Origin of the sequence: Acrocarpospora macrocephala (genome assembly GCF_009687865.1) — a bacterium.
GTDB classification, from domain to species: Bacteria; Actinomycetota; Actinomycetes; order Streptosporangiales; family Streptosporangiaceae; genus Acrocarpospora; species Acrocarpospora macrocephala.
Window position 1 is genome coordinate 20,111 of record NZ_BLAE01000005.1, and the last position, 19,264, is coordinate 39,374.

Genomic DNA, 19,264 nt, shown 5'->3' on the forward strand with positions numbered 1-19,264 from the left:
CGCGGCGTCCGCACCAGGGCGGCGCTCCGGTCAGGTTGATCGCGCAACGGGAGGCAACGGCGGCGAGATCAGCGCCACCTACCGCCCCGACGGACAGCGGCCCCCACGTAAGGGCTCCCGCTGCCCCGTTCGATGCAGTTCGCTGGAGAAAGGTCGACAACGGTGAATTCGTTCCACGCAGAGCTCGCTCGGGTATGCGCCGAGCTGGAGACGCCGCTCTTCGGCGTGACGGGGGACAGCAACCTGTTCTTCGTCGACTCGTTCATTCAGCGCGGGGGACACTATGTCGCCGCGACCCACGAGGGCGCCGCGGTGCTGATGGCGGCGGGATACGCCAGTGTCTCGGGCCGGGTGGGCCTCGCCACGATCACGCAGGGGGCTGTCACCAACACCGTCACGGCGCTCGCCGACGCGACACGATCGCACCTGCCGCTGGTTCTGTTCGCTGGAGAGACGCCGTCCTGGGACGACGACAATGTGCAGCGCGTGCCCACGGACGCGATCGTGCGCTCGTCCGGAGCCGAGTATCTGCGGCTCGAGCACCTGGCCGACACGGACGACATCCTCTCCCTCGCGTTCCGCCGCGCCTGCCGCTCCGCGCAGCCCGTCGTCGTGGGCATCCCCACCGACTACGCGCACGAGCCATGCTCCCTGTCCACGTCCCTGTCCACGTCCCTGTCCACGTCCCTGTCCACGTCCCTGTCCACGTCCACGTCCCCGTCTCCGTCCGGATCCCCGTCCCCATTCCCGTCCGAGATCGCACGTCCGGGCCCGTCCGGGGCGGAGGTCCTGCCCGCCCGGGACGCGGTCCGGTCGGCGGCGGACGTGCTCCTGCGGGCGCGCCGCCCGCTCATCCTGGCGGGACGCGGGGCGATCGCCGAAGACGACCGCGCCGCGACGCTCGCCCTCGCCCGCCGCCTGGGCGCCCGGGTGGCGACGACTCTCCGCGCGAAGGAGCTGTTCCGCGGCGACCCCGCCGACCTCGGGATCTTCGGAGGCCTCAGCACCGGTCGGTCCGCGGCGTATTTCGACGCGGCCGACGTGATCGTGGCCATCGGGGCGAGCCTGAACTCCTACACCACCTCCCAGGGAGCCGCGACACACGGCAAGCGCGTCGTCCACATCGACGCCGACGCGGCGAAGGCTCGCTCCACCCCGTTCATTCACGGCAGCGCGGCACCGACCGCGCGGGCACTGCTGGCGGAACTGGCGGCGGACGGCATCGATTCCGACCAGCCGCTCTGGGATGTCGTCAGCCCCGCAGACTCGGAGAACTCCATCGAGTCCGGACCGGCACGCTCAGCGCCGTCCAGCGACCGGCGTCCCGGCACGGTCGAGTACATCGAGAGCCTCGACCTCCTGGATTCGCTACTCCCCAAAGATCGCCTGCTCACCGTCGACGGCGGCCGGATCTTCTTCGAATCGGTGCGGCGCGTCTCGGTCGCGTCGCCGCGCGATTACGTGCACACGATGAGCATGGGATCGATCGGCCTCGGTCTCAGCCTGGCGATGGGGGCCTCCTTCGCCGACCCGGCCCGGCTCTCCGTCCTGGTCAGCGGTGACGGGGGCTTCATGCTCGGCGGCCTGTCCGAGTTCACGACAGCTGTCCGCCATCGACTCAAGCTGCTCGTCGTCGTACTGAACGACGGCTGCTACGGAGCCGAGCACAACCACTTCGTCAAGCGCGGCCACGACCCCGCCACGACCTACTTCGACTGGCCTGACCTCGCCCCGGTCGCCAGAAGCCTCGGCGGCCGCGGCGTGGAGATCCGCCGGCTCGCCGACTTCCAGCACCTCACGGACGCGATCGCGAGCGAAACCTGGCCGCTCCTGGTCGACGTCAAACTCGACCCGAACCGGATCCCGATGGACTTCCACCGAACCCGGCCCTGAAGACTCACTGGTCCGGCGGCTCGCGCCGGACGGTCGCGCACCAGGCCGCGATCTCGGTACGGCGTGCCGCCCCCAACTTGGTGAGGATGTGCTCCACATGCGCTGACACCGTCTTGGGCGACAGCACGAGCCGTTCGGCGATCTGCCGATTGGTGAGGCCGGCCGCGACGAGTTGCGACACCTCGAATTCCCGCCCGCTAAGCGGATGCCACGGATCCACGGGCCGCCCGCCGACCGGGACGGCGAGCCGGTCGGCCGCGTCGACGAGAGTGGTGGCGCCGACCGATTCCGCGCTACCGCGCACCTGGGCCACAAGCCGCCCCGCCTCGGCATGGCGCCGGGCTTTGGCGGCCACGGCCGCCAGGTCGAGCAGCGCCCAGGCGCCCTCCCAGAACCGGCGCCTGGCCTGCCACGACTCACTCGCCGCCGCCAGCGTCCGCTGCGCCGCGGCTACGTCCCCGCGGGCGAGAAGGAGGAGTCCGCGCGCGTGCTCGACGGCGGGCAGCGTACCGGGGATGCCACGGGCCGCGAGCACCACGCCGACCCGGTCCGACCAGGCTTGCGCGGCCTCGACGTCGTCGCGCGCCAGGTGCGCCCGTACCCCCGTGAGCAGGTACGGGAACAGATACGCGGCGTCGGTGACATTCGCCGACACCTCGTGGCCACGTTCACAGAGCATGAGCGCCGTGTCATGGTCGCCCCGGCACCGCGCGGCCTCGGCCAGCCCCCACAGCGGTGGCGACAGCCGCTGCAGCTCGGCCATCCGCTCCCCCTCGGCGGACGCCTCCCCCAGCAACTCCGCGGCGGCGTCCCAGTCCCCGCGTCCCATCGCGAGGTAGCCCAGCACATACAGCGAGGTGATCCTGGTCGTGATGCCGCCACGCCCGTCGGCGAGCGCCTGCTGCGCGGTCATCTTGGCCGTGTCCCACTGACCGGTGGCCCACTGGACATGCGCGAGATGCGACGCCATGTAGTGCCGGTGGTTCCAGAGCTCGACCTTCTCCCCGTAGCGCACGCCTTCCGCGAGCCAGTGCTCCGCGCGGTCGTACTCCACCAGCACGGACGCGCACGATCCGATCATCCGGTATCCGCGCGCCGCCTCCGCCTCCTGATCGGTGTCGCGGGCACGGGCGATCGCGCCTTCGAGCAGCTCCCAGCCCTGATCCATCCGGCCTACGAAGACCAGCACCGAGCCGAGCGTCGCCTCGGCATTGAGGACGGCCTCGTCGTCGCCGATGCGCCGGCTTTCCGCGCGACCGCGCTCACCGTGGACGATGGCCTCGTCCAGGCCGTCGTCCATCAGGTATGTGGCGGCCATCGCCGAGCGCAACCTGGCTCGCTCGCGGTCCGCACCGGTCACGCCCTCCAGGCTGTCGAGCGCGCCGCGCAGGGTCCGTACCCGGGCGTCGAGACCGGTGCCGAGCAGGTGCGCGACCGCGACCATGCGCGGCACCAGAGCGGCCGCCGCGCGCACCTCGCCGACGCCGGTGGCCAGGTCATGAGCCGTCCGGTACGCCTCGGCGGCTGCGGTGTTGTCGTCTATGGCCGCCGCTTCGTCGCCGAGCGCGGCGAACAGGTCCGCCCGATCCACCGCCGAGAGCCCGGCGGGCAGGTTGCGCACCGCCCGGCGGAACAGTTGGAGCGCCTCGCCGTGGGCCGATATCGACGCGGCCTCCCGCGCGGCGAGGAGCGCGTGGTGGTACGCGCGTTCGGCGAGCTGCGCCTGCTCGAAATGGGTGGAGATGAACTCATCGCGGTAGCCGCGTTCCGACGCCGTCCGTGCCACGCTCTCGTGAAGGCGGCGGCGTACGGGCAGGTCGGTGTCGGCGTAGAGGGTGTCGCGGATCAGCGCGTGCCGGAAGTCGAAGGTGACGGCGTCGGTTCCCGGCATGACCAGGTATGCCTCCCGCAGCTCGCGCAGGGCGTCGGCGACCTCGGCCGGGGCGGCTTCGGTGACCGCGGTCAGCAGGTCGAAGTCGAAGGAGCGGCCGATGACGGCCGCCGCCGACGCCACCTCGCGGGTCCGCGCGGCCAGGTGCCGCGCGCGGCTCAGCACCGCGTCGGCCAGCGTGTCGGGCACCGCCGCCGCCAGCACCACAGCGCCGGACTGCGGCGTCAGCGCGTCCTGGTCGATGGCGGCGAAAAACTCCTCCACATGCAGCGGGATGCCGTTGCTCCGGTCATGGATCGCCGCCACCACCTGGGCCGGAGCCGGCCGGCCCAGCACCGCGCCGGTCATGGTCGCGATCTGGTCCGGGTTCAGCCGCGGCAGCCGGATCTCCTCGGCCAGCCGCTGCGGCAGCAGCCGGGCCCGCAGGTCGCGCATGGGCAGCTTCGGGTACAGCTCGTCGCTGCGGTACGCGCCCGCGACCAGCACCGGCCTCGACGCGAGCCGGCCGGGCAGGTGGCCGAGCACATCGAGGCTCAGCTCGTCGGCCCAGTGCAGGTCCTCCAGGATCACCAGCATCGGGCCGCCCGGCTCGGCCATGACGAGCAGGTCGACCAGGTTCTGCACCAGCAGGCGGCGCTGGCGATGCGCGTCCCCGTCGGCCGTGGAGATCGCGCGCAGCCGGGACGACAGGCTGCGGCCGAGGTCGCTCAGCGCGGGCTCGCGAGCAGCCGTCAGATCCCCGGCCAGATCAAGGAGCAGACCCGCGAACGACTGCGCGTCACCGGGGAAGGCCGCCGCCCGTACCACCGTGAAACCCCTCGCCTGGGCCCGCCGCGCGATCGCGCCGAGCAGGCGCGTCTTGCCGATGCCCGCCTCGCCGGCGACGAACAGCAACTGGCCGGCCCCGGCCGCCGCCTCGGCGAGCCGTCGATCCGCCAGCGCGACGAACTCGTCCCTGCCGACGAGAACGGGCGACTGGACCACACCATGAGCCGGCATTCCGCACCCCCTCCACGTCAGTATCCGACACCGGCGCAATAGGTCACCTGACCGATGATTCGCACGCTATCCGCATAGAGGCTTGTACCCATGGCGAAGTTCATGGACGTGCACAGCGGATTCGTCGATGTCACGGAAGACCAGTTGCGCGAGGTGCACGAGCGCGCTCTGGCGGTCGAAGCGAGCGAGGGCGTGCGTTTCGAACGCGCGTGGCTTGACCCGGAGGCGGGCAAGGTCTTCTGCCTTTCCTCCGGTCCGTCGAAGGAAGCGGTGCTCCGGGTCCACGACAAGGCCGGACATCCCACGACGGAGATCTACGAGCTGCAGATCGAGCTAGCCGGTCGGGCAGACCAGGTACGGGGCGATGGTGCGGGTAGCTCCCGCCGGATATGAGGAAAACTGAGATGGGCCAACCGACAACCCTCCACGCGGCAATCGAGATCCGGCGCGGGACCTGGGCGATCAACGTGCTCGGGCCGCTCGAGGCGCGGTGCGGGGGCCGCGTCGTCGCGCTGCCCCCACGCCGCAGGGGCCTGCTGGCGCTGCTGGCGCTCAAGGCGGGCAGCATGGTCACGGCCGAGCAGCTGGTGCACGGACTGTGGGGTGAGGACGCGCCGCCCACGGCCATGCGCACGCTGCAGGCGCACATCGCCAAGCTGGGCGCCGCCCTGACCGAGGTCGAAGGAGGGCGGGCGATCCAGCGGCGGGATCCGGGGTACGCGCTGGCCGCGGATGCCGTACGGGTCGATCGGGACTGGTTCGAGGAGCTGGCCACGAGCGGCTTGCGCCACAGCGCGGAGGGGCGATACGCCGAAGCGGCGCGGAGCTTCGCCCGCGGCCTGGCGCTGTGGCGCGGGCCGGCGTTGACGGGCTGCCCGGTGCACGGCTGGGCGGTCGCGGAGGCGGACTACCTGGAGGGACTGCGGCTCCAGGCGTACGAGGGCCTGTTCGCCGCCAGGCTGGCCGCCGGCCTGCGGGACACGACGGTCGGCGAGGTCGAACGCCTGGTCGCCGAGCATCCGCTGCGGGAGCGGCTCTGGGAGCTGCTGATCGTCGCGCTGCAGGTGAACGGCCGATCCGGGGACGCGCACCGGACGTACCGGCGGGCCCGCCGCACGCTCGTCGACGAGCTCGGCATCGAGCCCGGGGAAGGGCTGCGGCACGTCGTGGCCGGCGTCCTGCGGGGGGTCGCGGATCCGCGGCCGCTGCTTCGCCTGGCGCCGGCGTCAGGCCGTCCGCACGACGGAAGCCGTCGCGCATCCTGAGGTCAGGAGCTCCACCTCCTGGCTCATCGCCCCGGAGAGGCGGCGCAGCAGGCGGTGGACCTCGCGCAGGTCCCAGTCGTAGGAGGCGATGGCGTCGGTGGCGGTGAAGAGGTCGGCGGACAGCTCATCCCGCGTGCGCTCGTAGCGGGCGAGCGCCGTCTCGATCGGTTCCGATCCGCCGTGACCGGAGACGATCGATTCGGCGAGCAGCTGCGCGTCCCGCAGGGCCTGGGTGATCCCGTGCGTGCCGAGGGGGTCCTTGAAATAGCCGGCGTCGCCGACGAGCGCCCACCCGGGGCCGTGCGCCGCCCGGATGAGGCTCGGGACGCCCGGCCAGCCGCGTACCGGCCCGGCGGGGACGGCCGCGCGGAGTTCGGCGGCCGCCCTCGGGGCCGCCCGGGCGAAGGCGTCGGCGAGCGCCTGCCGGTGGTCCTGCACGCGGGACACGCCGAACAGGCTGGCGGGCATGCCGGCGAACACGCAGGTGGCGCCCCCGTTGGTGGGGATGAAGCCGGCCGCCGCCCCCGGCCGGTAGAACCAGCGGTAGCCCTCGTTCGCCAGGCCGGTCACGTACGAGTACCACACCGCTCCCGCGCTCCGGCCGCGCTTGGTCACCGGTGCGCCCACCGCCTCGGCGATGGTCGACCGCAGGCCGTCGGCGCCGATGACCAGCGGCGCGTACGCGTGGAACACGTTCCGCCGGTCCCGGCCGGTGACGCCGCACACCCGGCCGAGCCGATCATGGTGGACGCCGGTGATGTTGACGCCGAGCGTGACGTGGGCACCGGCCGCGGCGGCCTTGTCGAGGAGCAGGGCGTCCAGCACGGTCCGCCGCGGCGCGTACAGGGCCGGCACCCCCGCCGTGGCTCGAATGGGGACGGTGGCGGCGTGGGTCCCGTAGTCGAAGTGGGTCTGGGTGATCGCCGGCGTCCCGGCCGCGATGACGCTTTCGAGCAGCCCCCACTTGGCCAGCTGCAGCACGCCGGCGCGCATGAGCGCGTGCGTGGACAGGGTGTCGGTCCCGGATTCGGCGCGGTCGACGACCAGGACGCGCAGTCCAGCCCGGGCGAGCAGCATCGCCGTGGCGGCTCCCGCGCAGCGCGCGCCGACGACCAGTACGTCGTACCGGTCGGCCGATGGAGAGTGCATGGGGAACCCCTTCCGTTCCTCGATCAGTTGGCGGCGACAGCGGAGGCGTCGCTCATGTCGAGGTCTCCTCAAGACGATGGGGCGCGGCCGGACGGCTGCACGCTGAGACATGAATAGCCGGGCCCTGTTGCCGCCGCGTTGCCGCTCCGCAGCCTGTGACCTCGCTTTGATGGTTTCCTGCTCGGGTGTCGGGGAGAATGGGGTGCGTGTCCGCGTGGCTGTCGCGGTCGCGGCGGGGTCCGGCGGCGGTCGCGATCTTCTTGGTGGTGCTGGGGGTCTTGGCGACCGCCGTTCGACTGGACGCGCCGTCGGACGGCAGCGTGGTGCGGCTGGGCTGGTCGACCTGGCAGCTCGACGGCGTGGTGGTGGATGTCCCGCGGGCGGGGTCAGGGTTGCTGGCCGGGGATCTCGTGACCGGCGTCGCCGGGAGTCGTTTCGCCGATGGTCTTGGCGCTGTCGCTCGCCCGCGACTGGGAACGAGCCTCTCGTATGACGTGGTACGGCAGGATGCGGGGGTTGTGGCAGTGCGGGTTGAGCGTCCGGATCCGTACCCGTTGCTCGCGCAGAGCTGGGGCAATCTCGTCTTCTGCCCTGGGGAGCCCTCGGCCTGTCGGCGCTGCCGTTCGTGGCCGGGCTCGGGGGCGCGCGGCGGCGACGACCCGCTGGATCCCGTCGACCTCCGCCTGATCGGCGCGCTGGCGCAGCAGGTCGGCACTGCGGTGCAGGCGGTGCGGCTCCACGACGACCTGGCCCGATCCCGGGCCGAGGTGGTGGCCTCGCGGGAGGACGAGCGCCGCCGGCTCCGCCGCGACCTGCACGACGGGCTGGGACCGGCGCTGGCCGCGATCAAGCTCAAGGCCGGTCTCGCGGCTCGCGCCGTGCCGGACGACTCCCCCGCCCATGCCATGCTCGACGAGATCTCGGCGGAGGCGACCGCGCCCACCTGACGCTCCCGCCCCGGATCGACGACCTCCACCCGTCGACAGGCTGAAGGTCGTCGGCTGTCCCGGCGACAGCAGGACCGCACTCGGCCGGCAGCCTGTCCAGGACCCAGGCCCGGGTCGGTCAGGTTTCCGAGGTGCTCTTGGCGACTCGGTCGGCTGTGCGCTGGAGGTGTTCGCGCATGATCTTGGTGGCGGCCTCGGTGTCGCCTGCTTCGATTGCGTCTACGAAGGCCTGGTGTTCGGTGTTGCCGCGGCGGCCCATTAGTGGAGCCAGTGTTTGGGCTTCTCGCAGGGACATCAGGAGGGGGCCGTGGAAGCTCTGTACCAGCATTTCGATGGCGATGTTGTGGGTGCAGGCGGCGACGCGGATGTGGAACTCGGCGGACAGGGTCATCGAGTATGAGTCGTCCTTCAGCGCCGCGCGCTGGCGGGCGCAGATCTCCTTCAGGGCGGCGATGTCCTCGGTGGTGGCGCGCTCCACCACGAGCGGGACGATGCCGAGTTCGAAGACCATGCGCGCCTCGGTCACCTCGGCCGCGGTGAGGGGGCTGAGCTTGAGCAGGTCGGCGAGGCCCTCGCCGAGGCGGGCGTTGGTCGGCGTGGTCACGAACGCGCCGCCGTGCGCCCCTACCCGGATGTCGACCAGGCCGCCGGCCTCCAGCACCCGCAGTGCCTCGCGGACGGTGACCCGGCTCACCCCGAAGCGCCCGCACAGCTCGCGTTCGCTGGGCAGGCGGTCGCCGGGCTTGAGCTTGCCCTGGCGCATGAGCAGGCGGATCTGGTCGACGATGACCTGGGAGACCCGCGAGAGGCTCACCGGACTGAACAGTTCGGCTCCCGACTCCACGGACCCGAATCGGGAATCCTCATCGCCGGCCATCAGGTCGTCCTCTCGCATCGAGCGCCGCTACCCGCCGCTGTGGATATTGTACGGTGCGATGGGAGTGTGGTCATACCAATAGACTATTCCCCGGTTTCAAGAGGAGGGCGGGGTTGGTGACGTCAACACCAGCGGGACGGCTGCGTCGAACCGTGGCGCTCGCGTGCCGGATCCTCGCCAACGCCGGACTCGCCGCCGACATCCTCGGCCACGTGAGCGTGCGCGCCACCGCCGACACGCTGCTCGTCCGGTGCCGCGGTCCGCGCGAGGAAGGGCTGCTCTTCACCACCGAGCAGGACATCCACCTGGTCGGCCTCGACGGTGGGGACCAGCCGCTCGACGGCTGGTCGGCCCCCGCGGAGCTGCCGATCCACACCGAGGTGCTGAAGGCGCGCCCCGACGTCGACGCGGTCCTGCACGCCCATCCGCCCGGCGTCCTCCTCGCCGGGCTGACGGACGTCCCGCTGCGCCCCGTTTTCGGGGCCTACAACATTCCGGCCGCCCGGCTCGCCCTCGACGGGGTGCCGGTCTACCCGCGCTCCGTGCTGGTCCGCCGTCCCGAACTCGGCCGCGAGGTGGTCGCGGCGATGGGCTCGTCGCCGGTGTGCGTGCTCAGAGGCCATGGCATCGTCACGGTCGGCTCGGGTGAGCACGCAGTCGAGCAGGCGGTCGTCCGGGCGCTGAATCTGGAGGTGCTCGCCGGGCTCGGCCTCGAGCTGGCCCGGCTGGGACGCCCGGTGGCCGACCTTCCGCCCGAGGACGTGGCGGAGCTGCCCGATCTGGGCAGCGCCTTCAACGACCTGCAGATCTGGCGTCACCAGCTCGCCCGGTTGCGGCTCGCGGGGCTCAGCCTGCTGGAGACAGAAGGCTAGGCCGAGCCGTTCGCCCGTGCCCGGCGCAACATCGGTGTCACGGCCGCCGCAGCGGCGCCGACCGAGACGGCGGCGAGCAGCAGCCCGGCGCCCGGGCCCCACCGCTGGCACACCAGCCCGGTGATCGGGCCGCCGATCGGCGTGCTGCCCAGGGAGATGAGGCTGTGCAGCGCGATGACGCGCCCCTGCATCGCGGGCTCGACGCCGATCTGCAGGAGGGTACGGGCGAGCGTGTTGAACACGATGTTCGCGACGCCCAGGCCGACGATCACCGCCAGCGCGGCGGCCAGCCACGGGGTGAAGGCGGCGACCGCGCTCACCCCCGCGAACACCCACGTCCAGCGCAGCAGGGACCAGGCCATAACCGATTGGCGGGCGGCGCTGCCCAGCGCGCCGATCACCGCGCCCACGCCGAGCGCGGAGGTGAGCCAGCCGTACACCTCGGCGCCGCCGCCGAAGGTGTCGCGGGCGAGCAGCGGGAAGACCACGCGGAAGTTCTGGCCGAGCAGGGCGACCACCGCCACCAGGACCAGGCAGGCGCACAACTCGGGACGGTGCCAGACGTACCGGAGCCCTTCCCTGGCCTGGCCCCGGGCCCGCGCGACCGGCGGGAGCCGGCGTAACGCCGTGGTGTCCATCCGGGCCAGCCCGAGCAGCACCCCGGCGAAGGACAGCGCGTTGACCGCGAAGGCGACGCCGACGTCGACGGCGGCGATGAGCAGACCGGCGATCGCCGGGCCGACGAGGCGGCCGACGTTGTGCACCGTCGAGTTCAACGACTGGGCGTTGATGTAGTCCTCCGGGCCGACCATGTCGGTCACGAACGCGTGCCGCGCCGGGGTGTCGAGCACGGTGACCAGCCCCAGGCCGAGCGCGAGGGCGTACACCATCCAGAGCCGCACGCTGCCGGTCAGCACAACCGCGGCGAGGGCGGCGGCGAGCAGGGCGCTCACCGTCTGGGTCAGCATGATGATGCGGCGCCGGTCCCACCGGTCGACGAGGACGCCGCCCCACAACCCGAAGACGAGCGTCGGCAGGAACTGCAGCGACGTCGAGATGCCCAGGGCCACCGCCGAGTCGGAGAGCTCGAGCACCAGCCAGTCCTGGGCGACGCGCTGCATCCAGGTGCCCGCGACGCTGATCGCGTGCCCGGCGAAGTAGAGGCGGTAGTTCCGGATGGCGAGGGACCGGAACACCCGTTGCCCGGCGGCACGCACGCGCACGGCGAGACCGGCGCTCAGTCGACGCAACGAGCAACCCTCCCAGATTGGACGAATGGTATTACATTTCTACCACACGTGAATCACCACGATCAGGAGGAAAAGTCATGGGAGTTGCGGTGATCGGCCTCGGGGCGATGGGGCTGCCCGTCGCGCGGCACCTGCTCGCCGCCGGCGTGCGGGTGACGGTGCGCGATCTCGACCCGGTGGCGGTCCGGGCCGCGCAGGAGCACGGCGCCCACCCCGCCGCCGGCGACGCCGAGGCCGCGAAGGACGCCGACGCGGTGGCCGTCTTCGTGCCGACCGACGCGGATGTCCTGGAGGTCTGCCTCGGCTCCTCGGGCGTGCTGGCCGGCGCCCGCGCGGGCGCCGTCGTCCTGCTGTGCTCGTCGGTACGGCCCGAGACGTGCCGCCAGGTCGCGGCGGACGCGCCCGCGGGCGTGGACGTGCTCGACGCGGCGCTCACCGGTGGGGTACGCGGCGCGGAGGCGGGCGAGATCAACCTGCTCGTCGGAGGCGACCCCGCCGCCCTGGAACGCGTGCGCCCGCTGCTCGCCCCGTGGACCGCCGCGGTCCACCACCTGGGCCCCCTCGGCTCCGGCCAGGTCGGCAAGACCGCGAACAACCTGGTGCACTGGGCCCAGATCTGCGCGGTCACCGAGGCGCTGGAGCTGGCGCGCCGCGCCGGAGTCGATGTCCGCGTGCTGCGCCGGGCGCTGATGGACGGGCCGACCGACTCGCGGACCCTGCGGGAGCTGGAGCAGATGCGCCTGACCTGGCACGCCAAGGATCTCGCCAACACGGCCACGCTCGCCGCCGAGGTCGGCTTCGAGATTCCGGTCGCCGAGACGGCGCGGCGGGTGATGACCGCCATAGGCGTGGGCGATGTCGCGCGTCTGCTGGGTAACGGGCCGCTCTACCAGTCATAACGGGCGTAACATTCACGTAACAGTATGGACCATAGGTTAGACCTTTAGCCCCAACAGGGATCTACTCATCGTCAATACGGCGTTCTGGAGGAAAAAAGTGCGTGACGAATACCTGAAAGGCGTCCTGTCGAGCGAGAAGAAGAACCGCGACGCGTCCGAGATCTCGGCGCGGGACGAGTTCAACAAGCGACACCCCCCGATCAAGGGCCTCGTCGTCCCGCACGACCTGCGGAAGATGGATCTACCGGAACGGCCGTGGCGCAACAACCGTGGCCAGTGGTTCGACCTGGCCGACTACGAGGTGCTCAACGCGCACCTCGCGGAGCTCAAACCGGGCGGCGCCTCGGTGCGCCACCGGCACACCACGGAGGCCTACCTCTACATCGTCAAAGGCAGCGGCTACTCGCTCCTGAACTACGATGACGACCCGGTCGAGGTGGTCGAGTGGTCGGAGGGAACCCTCTTCGCGCCGCCGCGGTGGGCCTGGCACCAGCACTTCAACCTCGACGAGAACGACACCTCACGGTACCTCGCGATCCAGGACACCGGTCTGCTGCGCACCATGCGGCTGCACAACATCGAGCGCCACTCGGTCCAGCTCACCAAGGAGCAGGGGTTCGAACTCCTGCGGGCCGCGATCGACAGCGGGACCGTGCACGGCGGACACCAGGGCCGCGAGGCCGACTCGATCGTCGAGCCGGTCAGCGACCCGCACACCAGCTGACCCACCGCTCATCTCTCGGGGGCACATGAACCACGCCATCACCGCGCCGGCGGACACCGGCCCGGTGAGCACTGCAGGAGCTGCATATGCGACACCCCTCGATCCTTCCCGCGGTCACCGCGATGGTGACCGCGCTCGTCCTCACGGCCTGCGGTGCGTCCCCGACCGCGACCGGCACCACTGACACCAACGCGAAAGACGCGGCCGCAGCCAAGGCGCAGGCGGTCTACGACCGCATCAACGGTCTCACCGGCGAGGAGCGCCACAAGACGCTGGTCGAGCTCGCCGAGAAGGAGGGCAAGCTCTCCATCTACACCTCCAACACCGACATGGACAGCCTGGTCGAGGGGTTCGAGAACACCTACAAGATCGACGTCAGCGTGTACCGGGGCAACTCGGAGTCGGTGCTGCAGCGCGTCCTCCAGGAGCAGCAGGCCAACTACTTCGGCAACGACTTCATCGACACCAACGCCGGTGAACTCAACATCATGAACAAGGAAGGCTTCTTCTACCCGTACCAGGGTGAGCTTCGCGAGGCGGTCCGCAAGGAGGGCAAGGCCGAGGGCTGGACGGCGTCGCGGTTCAACGCCTTCGTCGTCGGCTGGAACACCACCAAGGTCAAGCCGGGCGAGGAGCCCAAGACCATCGAGGATCTGGCCGATCCGAAGTGGAAGGGCCAGGTCTCCATGGAGGTCGGGGACGTGGACTGGTTCGCCGGTCTGTACACCTACTTCCTGCAGCAGGGCAAGTCCGAGGCCGAGGTGCGCGACCTGTTCACCCGGATCGCCGCCAATTCGAAGATCGCCAAGGGGCACACCACGCAGGGCGAGTTGTTGTCGGCCGGCCAGTTCGGGATCACGGTGTCCTCCTACAGCCACACCGTCGACAAGGCCGCCGACAAGGGCGCCCCCGTCAGCTGGCATCCGGCGTCCGGCGGCCCGGTCCAGCCGATCATCGTCCGGCCCAACGGCGTGGCGCTGATGAAGACCGCGACCAGCCCGGCGGCGGCGATGCTCTTCATCGACTGGGAACTCACCGAGGGGCAGAAGATCCTCGCCGAGGCCTTCCGGGTGGGCTCGATCCCCGGTGCCACGGATCCGTTCGCCGATCTCACCGTGGTCCCCGTACCCGAGCAGGAACTGCTCGCGAACCCGAAGAAGTGGGACGACCTCTACGCCCAGATCCTCAGCGCGGGACAGGAGGTCCAATGAAACGGGTCGCCCTCGCCGGGCTTGCCCTGACGGTGGCGGCGACCGGCTGCGGTTCGTCCCCGACCGCCAGCACCAGCGCCGGCGGCGCCAGCGGACCCACCGCCGCCGAGAAGCTGTACGCGGAAATAGGCCCGCTCTCCGGTCAGGCCCGGCGTGACAAGCTCGTCGAGCTGGCCGAGAAGGAGGGCACCCTCGACCTGTACACGTCGATGACGAGCGACGTCGCCACCGTGGTCACCGACGCGTTCGCCGACACCTACGACGTCGAGATCAACCTGTACCGGGCCGGTTCCGAGACCGTGCTGCAGCGGATCCTGCAGGAGCGCGGCGCCGGTTACCAGGGCAACGACATGGTGGAGACGAACGCGAACGAGCTCTTCGCGCTCAACAAGGAAGGGCTGCTCGGCACGTACGCGGGCGAGCGCCGGGACCTGGTGCCGGAGGCGGGCCGGTTCGACGGCTGGACCGCGACCCGCTTCAACCTGTTCGCGCCAAGCTGGAACACCACCCTGGTACCCGCCGGGCAGCAACCCAAGACCTGGGAGGAGCTGGCCGACCCGAAGTGGGACGGCAAGCTCTCGATGGAGCTCGCCGACTACGACTGGTACCTGACGCTCTACACCTACTGGCAGCAGCAGGGGAAGTCCGCGGCGGACATCGACAAGATCTTCGCTGACATGGCGAACGGCGCGAAGATCGTCAAGGGGCACACGGTGCAGGGCGAGCTGCTGTCGGCCGGCCAGTTCTCCGTGGTCGCCTCCAACTACTCCTACATCGTGCAGCGCGCCAAGACCAAGGGCGCTCCGGTCGACTACCTGCCGTTCGTCGAGCCGATCGTCGCCCGCCCCAACGGCTTCGGCCTGATGAAGAGCGCCAGACATCCGGCGGCGGCGCTGCTGTTCGCGGACTGGATGCTGCAGGAGGGCCAGAAGCTGCTCGTGGACGAGGGGCTCACCCCGGCCATCGTCGAGGGCGACGACCCGCTCAAGCAGCTGAAGATCATCCCGATCGACGTCAAGACGCTCGTCGAGAAGGGCCCGGAGTGGAGCCAACGGTACGAGAAGGTCGTCGCCGGCGGCGAGGTGCTGTCCGAATAACCCCGTGCGGGCGCCGGCCCGGCGCCCGCACCGCCATCACACGTCCGTACGTCCCATGGAGAGAGGTATGTCGACCGCATCCCCCGTCGTGACCGCCAACCGGTCGGCGCCGCTCACCCCGCGACGCCGGTGGTGGCCGACCCCGAAACTGATCATCATCATCGCGGTCGCGGGCGCCATCGGCTACCTCGCCCTCGTGCCCCTCTACTACCTGCTCTGGGGCACCTTCTTCGACGCCTCGGGCTTCACCCTCGGCGGGTTCGCCACCGCGTACGGCGACTCCCGGATCGGCAGCCTGATCGGCAACTCGCTCTGGTTCGCGGCCGGCTCCGCGGTGCTCTCCCTCGTGGTCGGCACCAGCCTGGCCTACCTCAACGTCCGGACCGACGTGCCGTTCAAGGCGCTGTTCTTCGCCGCGTCGATCATCCCCCTGATCATTCCGGGGATCCTGTACACCATCTCGTGGATCTTCCTCGCCAGCCCCGACATCGGCCTCATCAACAAGGCCCTCGAACCGGTCTTCGGCCCCGCCGCCGTCGACATCTTCACCATCTGGGGCATGATCTGGGTCGAGGGGCTGCACCTGTCCCCCATCGTCTTCCTGCTGATGGTCGCCGCGTTCCGCTCCATGGACCCGTCGCTGGAGGAGTCGGCGCTGATGTGCGGCGCGAGCCGCCTGCAGGTGTTCCGGAAGATCACCGTGCCGCTGACCCGCCCGGCCATCGTCGCGGCCGTGCTCGTCATGGCGGTGCGCAGCCTGGAGAGCTTCGAGGTGCCGGCGCTGCTCGGCCTGCAGAACGGCATCTACGTCTTCACCAGCCGGATCTACTTCGTGCTCCGCAGCTACCCGCCGGACCTCGCCGCCGCCGGCGCCCTGGCGCTCGGCCTGCTGGTGCTGGCCGTGCTCGGCGTCGCCATCTCCAACCTGGTCGGGCGGGCCGGGAAGAGCTTCCAGACCGTGACCGGCAAGGGCTTCCGCCCGCGCCCGATGGAGCTCGGCAAGTGGCGCCCGGTGATGGGCGCGGCGATCGTCTGCTACTTCCTGCTGACCGTCGCGGCGCCGCTGGTCGTGCTCCTGTACACCTCGCTGCTCAAGTTCTACCAGGCGCCGTCGATGGCGGCGCTGCGGTCGATGTCGCTGGACAACTACGTCGAACTGCTGGGCCTGTCGCAGGCGGCCACCGCGCTGCGGAACTCGCTGTTCCTCGGGGTCGCGACCGCGACGCTGGTGATGGCCGTGATGGCGATCGCCGCCTGGATCACGGTGCGCTCCCGCATCCCCGGGCGCCAGCTGATCGACCAGTTCGCGTTCGTGCCGCTGGTCATCCCCGGCCTGGTGCTCGGTCTCGCGCTGTCCTTCGTGTACCTGCGCAGCCCGATTCCGATCTACGGCACCATTTTCATCCTGCTCATCGCGTACGTCACCCGGTACATGCCGTACGGCATGCGCTACTCGGTCACCTCAATGCAACAGATCGCCACCGAACTCGAAGAGTCGGCGCAGGTCAGCGGTGCCAGCTGGTGGCAGACCTTCCGGCGGGTACTGCTCCCGCTGCTCGCGCCCGGCCTGCTGGCCGGCTGGATCTACATCCTCGTGGTCTCGTTCCGCGAGCTGTCCAGCTCGATCCTGCTCTACAGCCCCGGCAACGAGGTCCTGTCCATCCTCATCTTCGAACAATACGAGAACGGCCAGTTCACCGTGCTCGCCGCGCTCGGCGTGGTGATGGTCCTGACGCTGGTCGTGCTCGTCACGGTGGCATACAAGCTCGGCGCCAAGGTCGGCTTGCGGGAGAACTAGGCCCGGCGGGCCACGATCAGGAGGACACGATGCTTCGCGTCGAGAATCTCGTCAAATCGTTCGACGGCGAACGTCGCCGCCGCCGCGCGGCGGCCACCGGCGCCACGGACCGCGTCTTCGCCGTCAACGACGTCAGCTTCACCGTGCCCGAGGGCGACATGTTCACCCTGCTCGGGCCGTCCGGCTGCGGCAAGACGACCACCCTGCGGTCGATCGCCGGGCTGGAACGGCCGGATTCGGGGACCATCGAGGTCGGCGGCCGGGCGCTGTTCCGATCCCTGGAGGGCCAGCGGGTGCTCAGCGTCTCCGCGAACGAGCGCGGGCTCGGCATGGTCTTCCAGTCCTACGCGATCTGGCCGCACATGTCGGTCTTCGACAACGTCGCCTTCCCCCTGCAGGTACGCCGGCGCGGGCAGCGCCCCAGCAAGCGGGAGATCGGCGAACGCGTCGGCCGGGTGCTCGCCACGATGGAGCTGGACGCGCTCGCCGGCCGGCAGGCGACCAAGCTCTCCGGCGGCCAGCAGCAGCGCCTCGCCCTGGCCCGGGCGCTGGTCATCGAGCCGCCGCTGCTGCTGCTGGACGAACCGCTGTCCAACCTGGACGCCAAGCTGCGGGAGTCGCTGCGCTACGAGCTCAAGCGGCTGCAACGCGAGCTCGGCATCACCTCCGTCTACGTGACCCACGACCAGACCGAGGCGCTGGTGCTGAGCAGCTCGGTCGCGGTGATGCGGGACGGCAACATCATCCAGCTGGGCAAGCCGCGGGAGATCTACCAGAAGCCGAACAGCAGGTTCGTCGCCGAGTTCATCGGCACCTCGAACTTCATCCCGGCCAAGGTCGAGGCGCGGGACGGCGAACGCTACACCGTGAACGCCCTGGACGGTCCGCTGGCGCTGAACTCGACCGCGGACATCGCCGTCGGCGCCGACGTCATCGTCTCCATCCGGCCGGAGGCGGTCGAGGTCGGCACCGTCCCGCGCACCGGGGAGGCTCTCAACGAGTGGAAGGGCACCGTGCTGACCCGCGCCTTCCTCGGCGAGGCCGTCGACCACGTGGTGCGCGTGGGCGAGCGCGAGATCCGGGCGCGCGGGAACCCGTCGGTGTCCATCCGGCCGGGCACCGACGTCTTCGTGCGGCTGGACCCCGACCAACTGTCGCTGGTGCCGGTTGACTGAACGCTCCGTCCTCCGCAACCGCGACTTCACCCTCTACTGGGCCGGGGTCGTCGCCTCCCAGATCGGCACCCGCGGCACCGTGGCCGCCAACTTCTACCACGTGTACCAGCTGACCGGGTCCATCGCGTACACCGGTCTGGTGGGCGCGGCGCAGGCGGTCGCGCTGCTGGTGCTCAGCCCGCTCGGCGGCGCGCTGGCCGACCGGCTGGACCGGCGCAGGCTGCTTCAGGCGGCGCAGGGGGTGGCGCTCGTGGTGGCCGCCGCGCTGGCCTGGCTGACCCTGACCGGCCGCGTCCAGGCCTGGCAGGTCGTCGCCTCCGTGGTGCTCACCACCGCCGCCGCGACGTTCGACCAGCCGGCCCGGCAGGCGCTCATCCCGGCCCTGGTCCCCCGGGCCCAGATCGGCCAGGCGATCGCGCTGCTGAATCCGTCGCGGGAACTGGCGATCCTGGTCGGGCCGCTGCTGGCGGGGATGCTGATCACCGTCGCCGGTCCCGGGCTCATGTACGCCGTCGACGCGGCCACCTACGGCCTGCTCGTCGCGGTGCTCGCCGTCATGCGGATCGCCGGCCTGACGCCGGGCGGGGAGCGGCGCTCGGTGCTGCACTCCATCGCGGAGGGCGCCCGGTACATCCGGCACCGCCCGCTCATCTACCGGCTCATGGCGCTGGACCTGTCCGCCACCGTGTTCAGCGCCTACCGGGTCCTGCTCCCGGCCCTCGCCGTCGACGTCCTGCAGGTCGGCTCCACCGGGTACGGCGTGCTGTCGGCCGCCCCCTCGGCCGGGGCGCTGCTCGCCACGTACTCCGTCTACCGGACCGTCCAGCGCAGCAGCAGGCAGGGCGCGGTGCTGCTCGCCGCCACCGCGCTCTACGGCGTGTCGGCGCTGCTGCTGGCGCACGCGCCGCTGTACTGGACGGCGGTCGTGGCGGCCGGGCTGCTCGGCGCCTGCGACGCGATGGCCACCACCATCCGGCACGCCGCCGTGCAGATCGACACGCCGGACGAGATCCGCGGCCGGGTCACCGCCTTCTACCAGATGTCCTCCCGCGGCGGCCCGGCCATCGGGGATGTCGTCGTCGGCGCGTTCGCCGGGCTGGTCGGCCCGGTCGCCGCGCTCACCGTCGGAGCCTTCGGCCCGATCCTGGTGGCCGCGGCGTTCTGGACGCGGGAACCCGTGGTGCGCTCCTACACCGGCGTCGTCGCCGAGGAGTGAG

General features: G+C 71.0%; 16 protein-coding genes. 12 read left to right on the forward strand and 4 right to left on the reverse strand.

The features are described 5' to 3' along the window. Window positions 1-162: 162 nt before the first annotated feature. The gene (locus Amac_RS03085) at window positions 163-1,893 is read left to right on the forward strand and encodes a thiamine pyrophosphate-binding protein (protein WP_170322279.1); all 1,731 of its coding nucleotides are present in this window, start codon (window positions 163-165) and stop codon (window positions 1,891-1,893) included. A gap of 4 nt (window positions 1,894-1,897) precedes the next feature. On the opposite strand, the gene Amac_RS03090 is transcribed toward Amac_RS03085, so the two are convergent. Beyond that, the gene (locus Amac_RS03090) at window positions 1,898-4,783 is read right to left on the reverse strand and encodes a helix-turn-helix transcriptional regulator (RefSeq protein WP_155352757.1); all 2,886 of its coding nucleotides are present in this window, start codon (window positions 4,781-4,783) and stop codon (window positions 1,898-1,900) included. A 90-nt stretch (window positions 4,784-4,873) separates the two neighbouring features. On the opposite strand from Amac_RS03090, the gene Amac_RS03095 reads away from it, so the two are divergent. Together Amac_RS03095 and Amac_RS03100 are read left to right on the forward strand one after the other, a co-directional pair. Further along, window positions 4,874-5,176 carry a nickel-binding protein gene (locus tag Amac_RS03095; protein ID WP_155352758.1) on the forward strand — a complete coding sequence of 101 codons (303 nt, stop codon included), beginning with the start codon at window positions 4,874-4,876 and terminating at the stop codon, window positions 5,174-5,176. A gap of 11 nt (window positions 5,177-5,187) precedes the next feature. Beyond that, window positions 5,188-6,048: an AfsR/SARP family transcriptional regulator gene (locus Amac_RS03100; protein WP_170322280.1), complete on the forward strand. Its 861-nt coding sequence runs from the start codon at window positions 5,188-5,190 to the stop codon at window positions 6,046-6,048. Here Amac_RS03100 and Amac_RS03105 read toward each other — a convergent pair. Then, the gene (locus Amac_RS03105) at window positions 6,010-7,197 is read right to left on the reverse strand and encodes an FAD-dependent oxidoreductase (RefSeq protein ID WP_155352760.1); all 1,188 of its coding nucleotides are present in this window, start codon (window positions 7,195-7,197) and stop codon (window positions 6,010-6,012) included. The genes Amac_RS03100 and Amac_RS03105 overlap by 39 nt on opposite strands. Before the next feature lie 206 nt (window positions 7,198-7,403). Between Amac_RS03105 and Amac_RS03110 the strand changes: the two genes are divergently transcribed. Next, entirely contained in the window at window positions 7,404-8,144 is a 741-nt protein-coding gene (locus Amac_RS03110; RefSeq protein ID WP_174900135.1) for a histidine kinase, read from the forward strand. Window positions 8,145-8,262: 118 nt separating this feature from the next. On the opposite strand, the gene Amac_RS03115 is transcribed toward Amac_RS03110, so the two are convergent. After that, complete coding sequence (locus Amac_RS03115) at window positions 8,263-9,039, reverse strand: FadR/GntR family transcriptional regulator (protein ID WP_218040857.1); 777 nt, start codon at window positions 9,037-9,039, stop codon at window positions 8,263-8,265. 98 nt (window positions 9,040-9,137) lie between these two features. On the opposite strand from Amac_RS03115, the gene phtC reads away from it, so the two are divergent. Next, entirely contained in the window at window positions 9,138-9,893 is a 756-nt protein-coding gene (gene phtC, locus Amac_RS03120) for a 3,4-dihydroxyphthalate decarboxylase (RefSeq protein WP_155352762.1), read from the forward strand. Here phtC and Amac_RS03125 read toward each other — a convergent pair. Beyond that, on the reverse strand, window positions 9,890-11,143 hold the full coding sequence (locus Amac_RS03125) for an MFS transporter (RefSeq protein WP_170322281.1): 1,254 nt from the start codon (window positions 11,141-11,143) through the stop codon (window positions 9,890-9,892). The genes phtC and Amac_RS03125 overlap by 4 nt on opposite strands. Window positions 11,144-11,220: 77 nt before the next feature. Here Amac_RS03125 and Amac_RS03130 point away from each other — a divergent pair, with 77 nt between their 5' ends. From Amac_RS03130 to Amac_RS03160, 7 genes are all read left to right on the forward strand, one after another. Next, window positions 11,221-12,042: an NAD(P)-dependent oxidoreductase gene (locus Amac_RS03130; protein WP_155352764.1), complete on the forward strand. Its 822-nt coding sequence runs from the start codon at window positions 11,221-11,223 to the stop codon at window positions 12,040-12,042. Window positions 12,043-12,139: 97 nt separating this feature from the next. Continuing rightward, the gene (locus Amac_RS03135) at window positions 12,140-12,766 is read left to right on the forward strand and encodes a cupin domain-containing protein (RefSeq protein WP_155352765.1); all 627 of its coding nucleotides are present in this window, start codon (window positions 12,140-12,142) and stop codon (window positions 12,764-12,766) included. 86 nt (window positions 12,767-12,852) lie between these two features. Further along, window positions 12,853-13,977: an ABC transporter substrate-binding protein gene (locus tag Amac_RS03140; RefSeq protein WP_155352766.1), complete on the forward strand. Its 1,125-nt coding sequence runs from the start codon at window positions 12,853-12,855 to the stop codon at window positions 13,975-13,977. Beyond that, window positions 13,974-15,074 carry an ABC transporter substrate-binding protein gene (locus Amac_RS03145; RefSeq protein WP_155352767.1) on the forward strand — a complete coding sequence of 367 codons (1,101 nt, stop codon included), beginning with the start codon at window positions 13,974-13,976 and terminating at the stop codon, window positions 15,072-15,074. The genes Amac_RS03140 and Amac_RS03145 overlap by 4 nt, the downstream gene beginning before the upstream one ends. Window positions 15,075-15,141: 67 nt before the next feature. After that, entirely contained in the window at window positions 15,142-16,872 is a 1,731-nt protein-coding gene (locus tag Amac_RS03150) for an ABC transporter permease (protein ID WP_218040858.1), read from the forward strand. A gap of 29 nt (window positions 16,873-16,901) precedes the next feature. Then, complete coding sequence (locus tag Amac_RS03155) at window positions 16,902-18,047, forward strand: ABC transporter ATP-binding protein (protein WP_155352769.1); 1,146 nt, start codon at window positions 16,902-16,904, stop codon at window positions 18,045-18,047. After that, window positions 18,040-19,263: an MFS transporter gene (locus tag Amac_RS03160; RefSeq protein WP_155352770.1), complete on the forward strand. Its 1,224-nt coding sequence runs from the start codon at window positions 18,040-18,042 to the stop codon at window positions 19,261-19,263. The genes Amac_RS03155 and Amac_RS03160 overlap by 8 nt, the downstream gene beginning before the upstream one ends. Window position 19,264 lies beyond the last annotated feature (1 nt).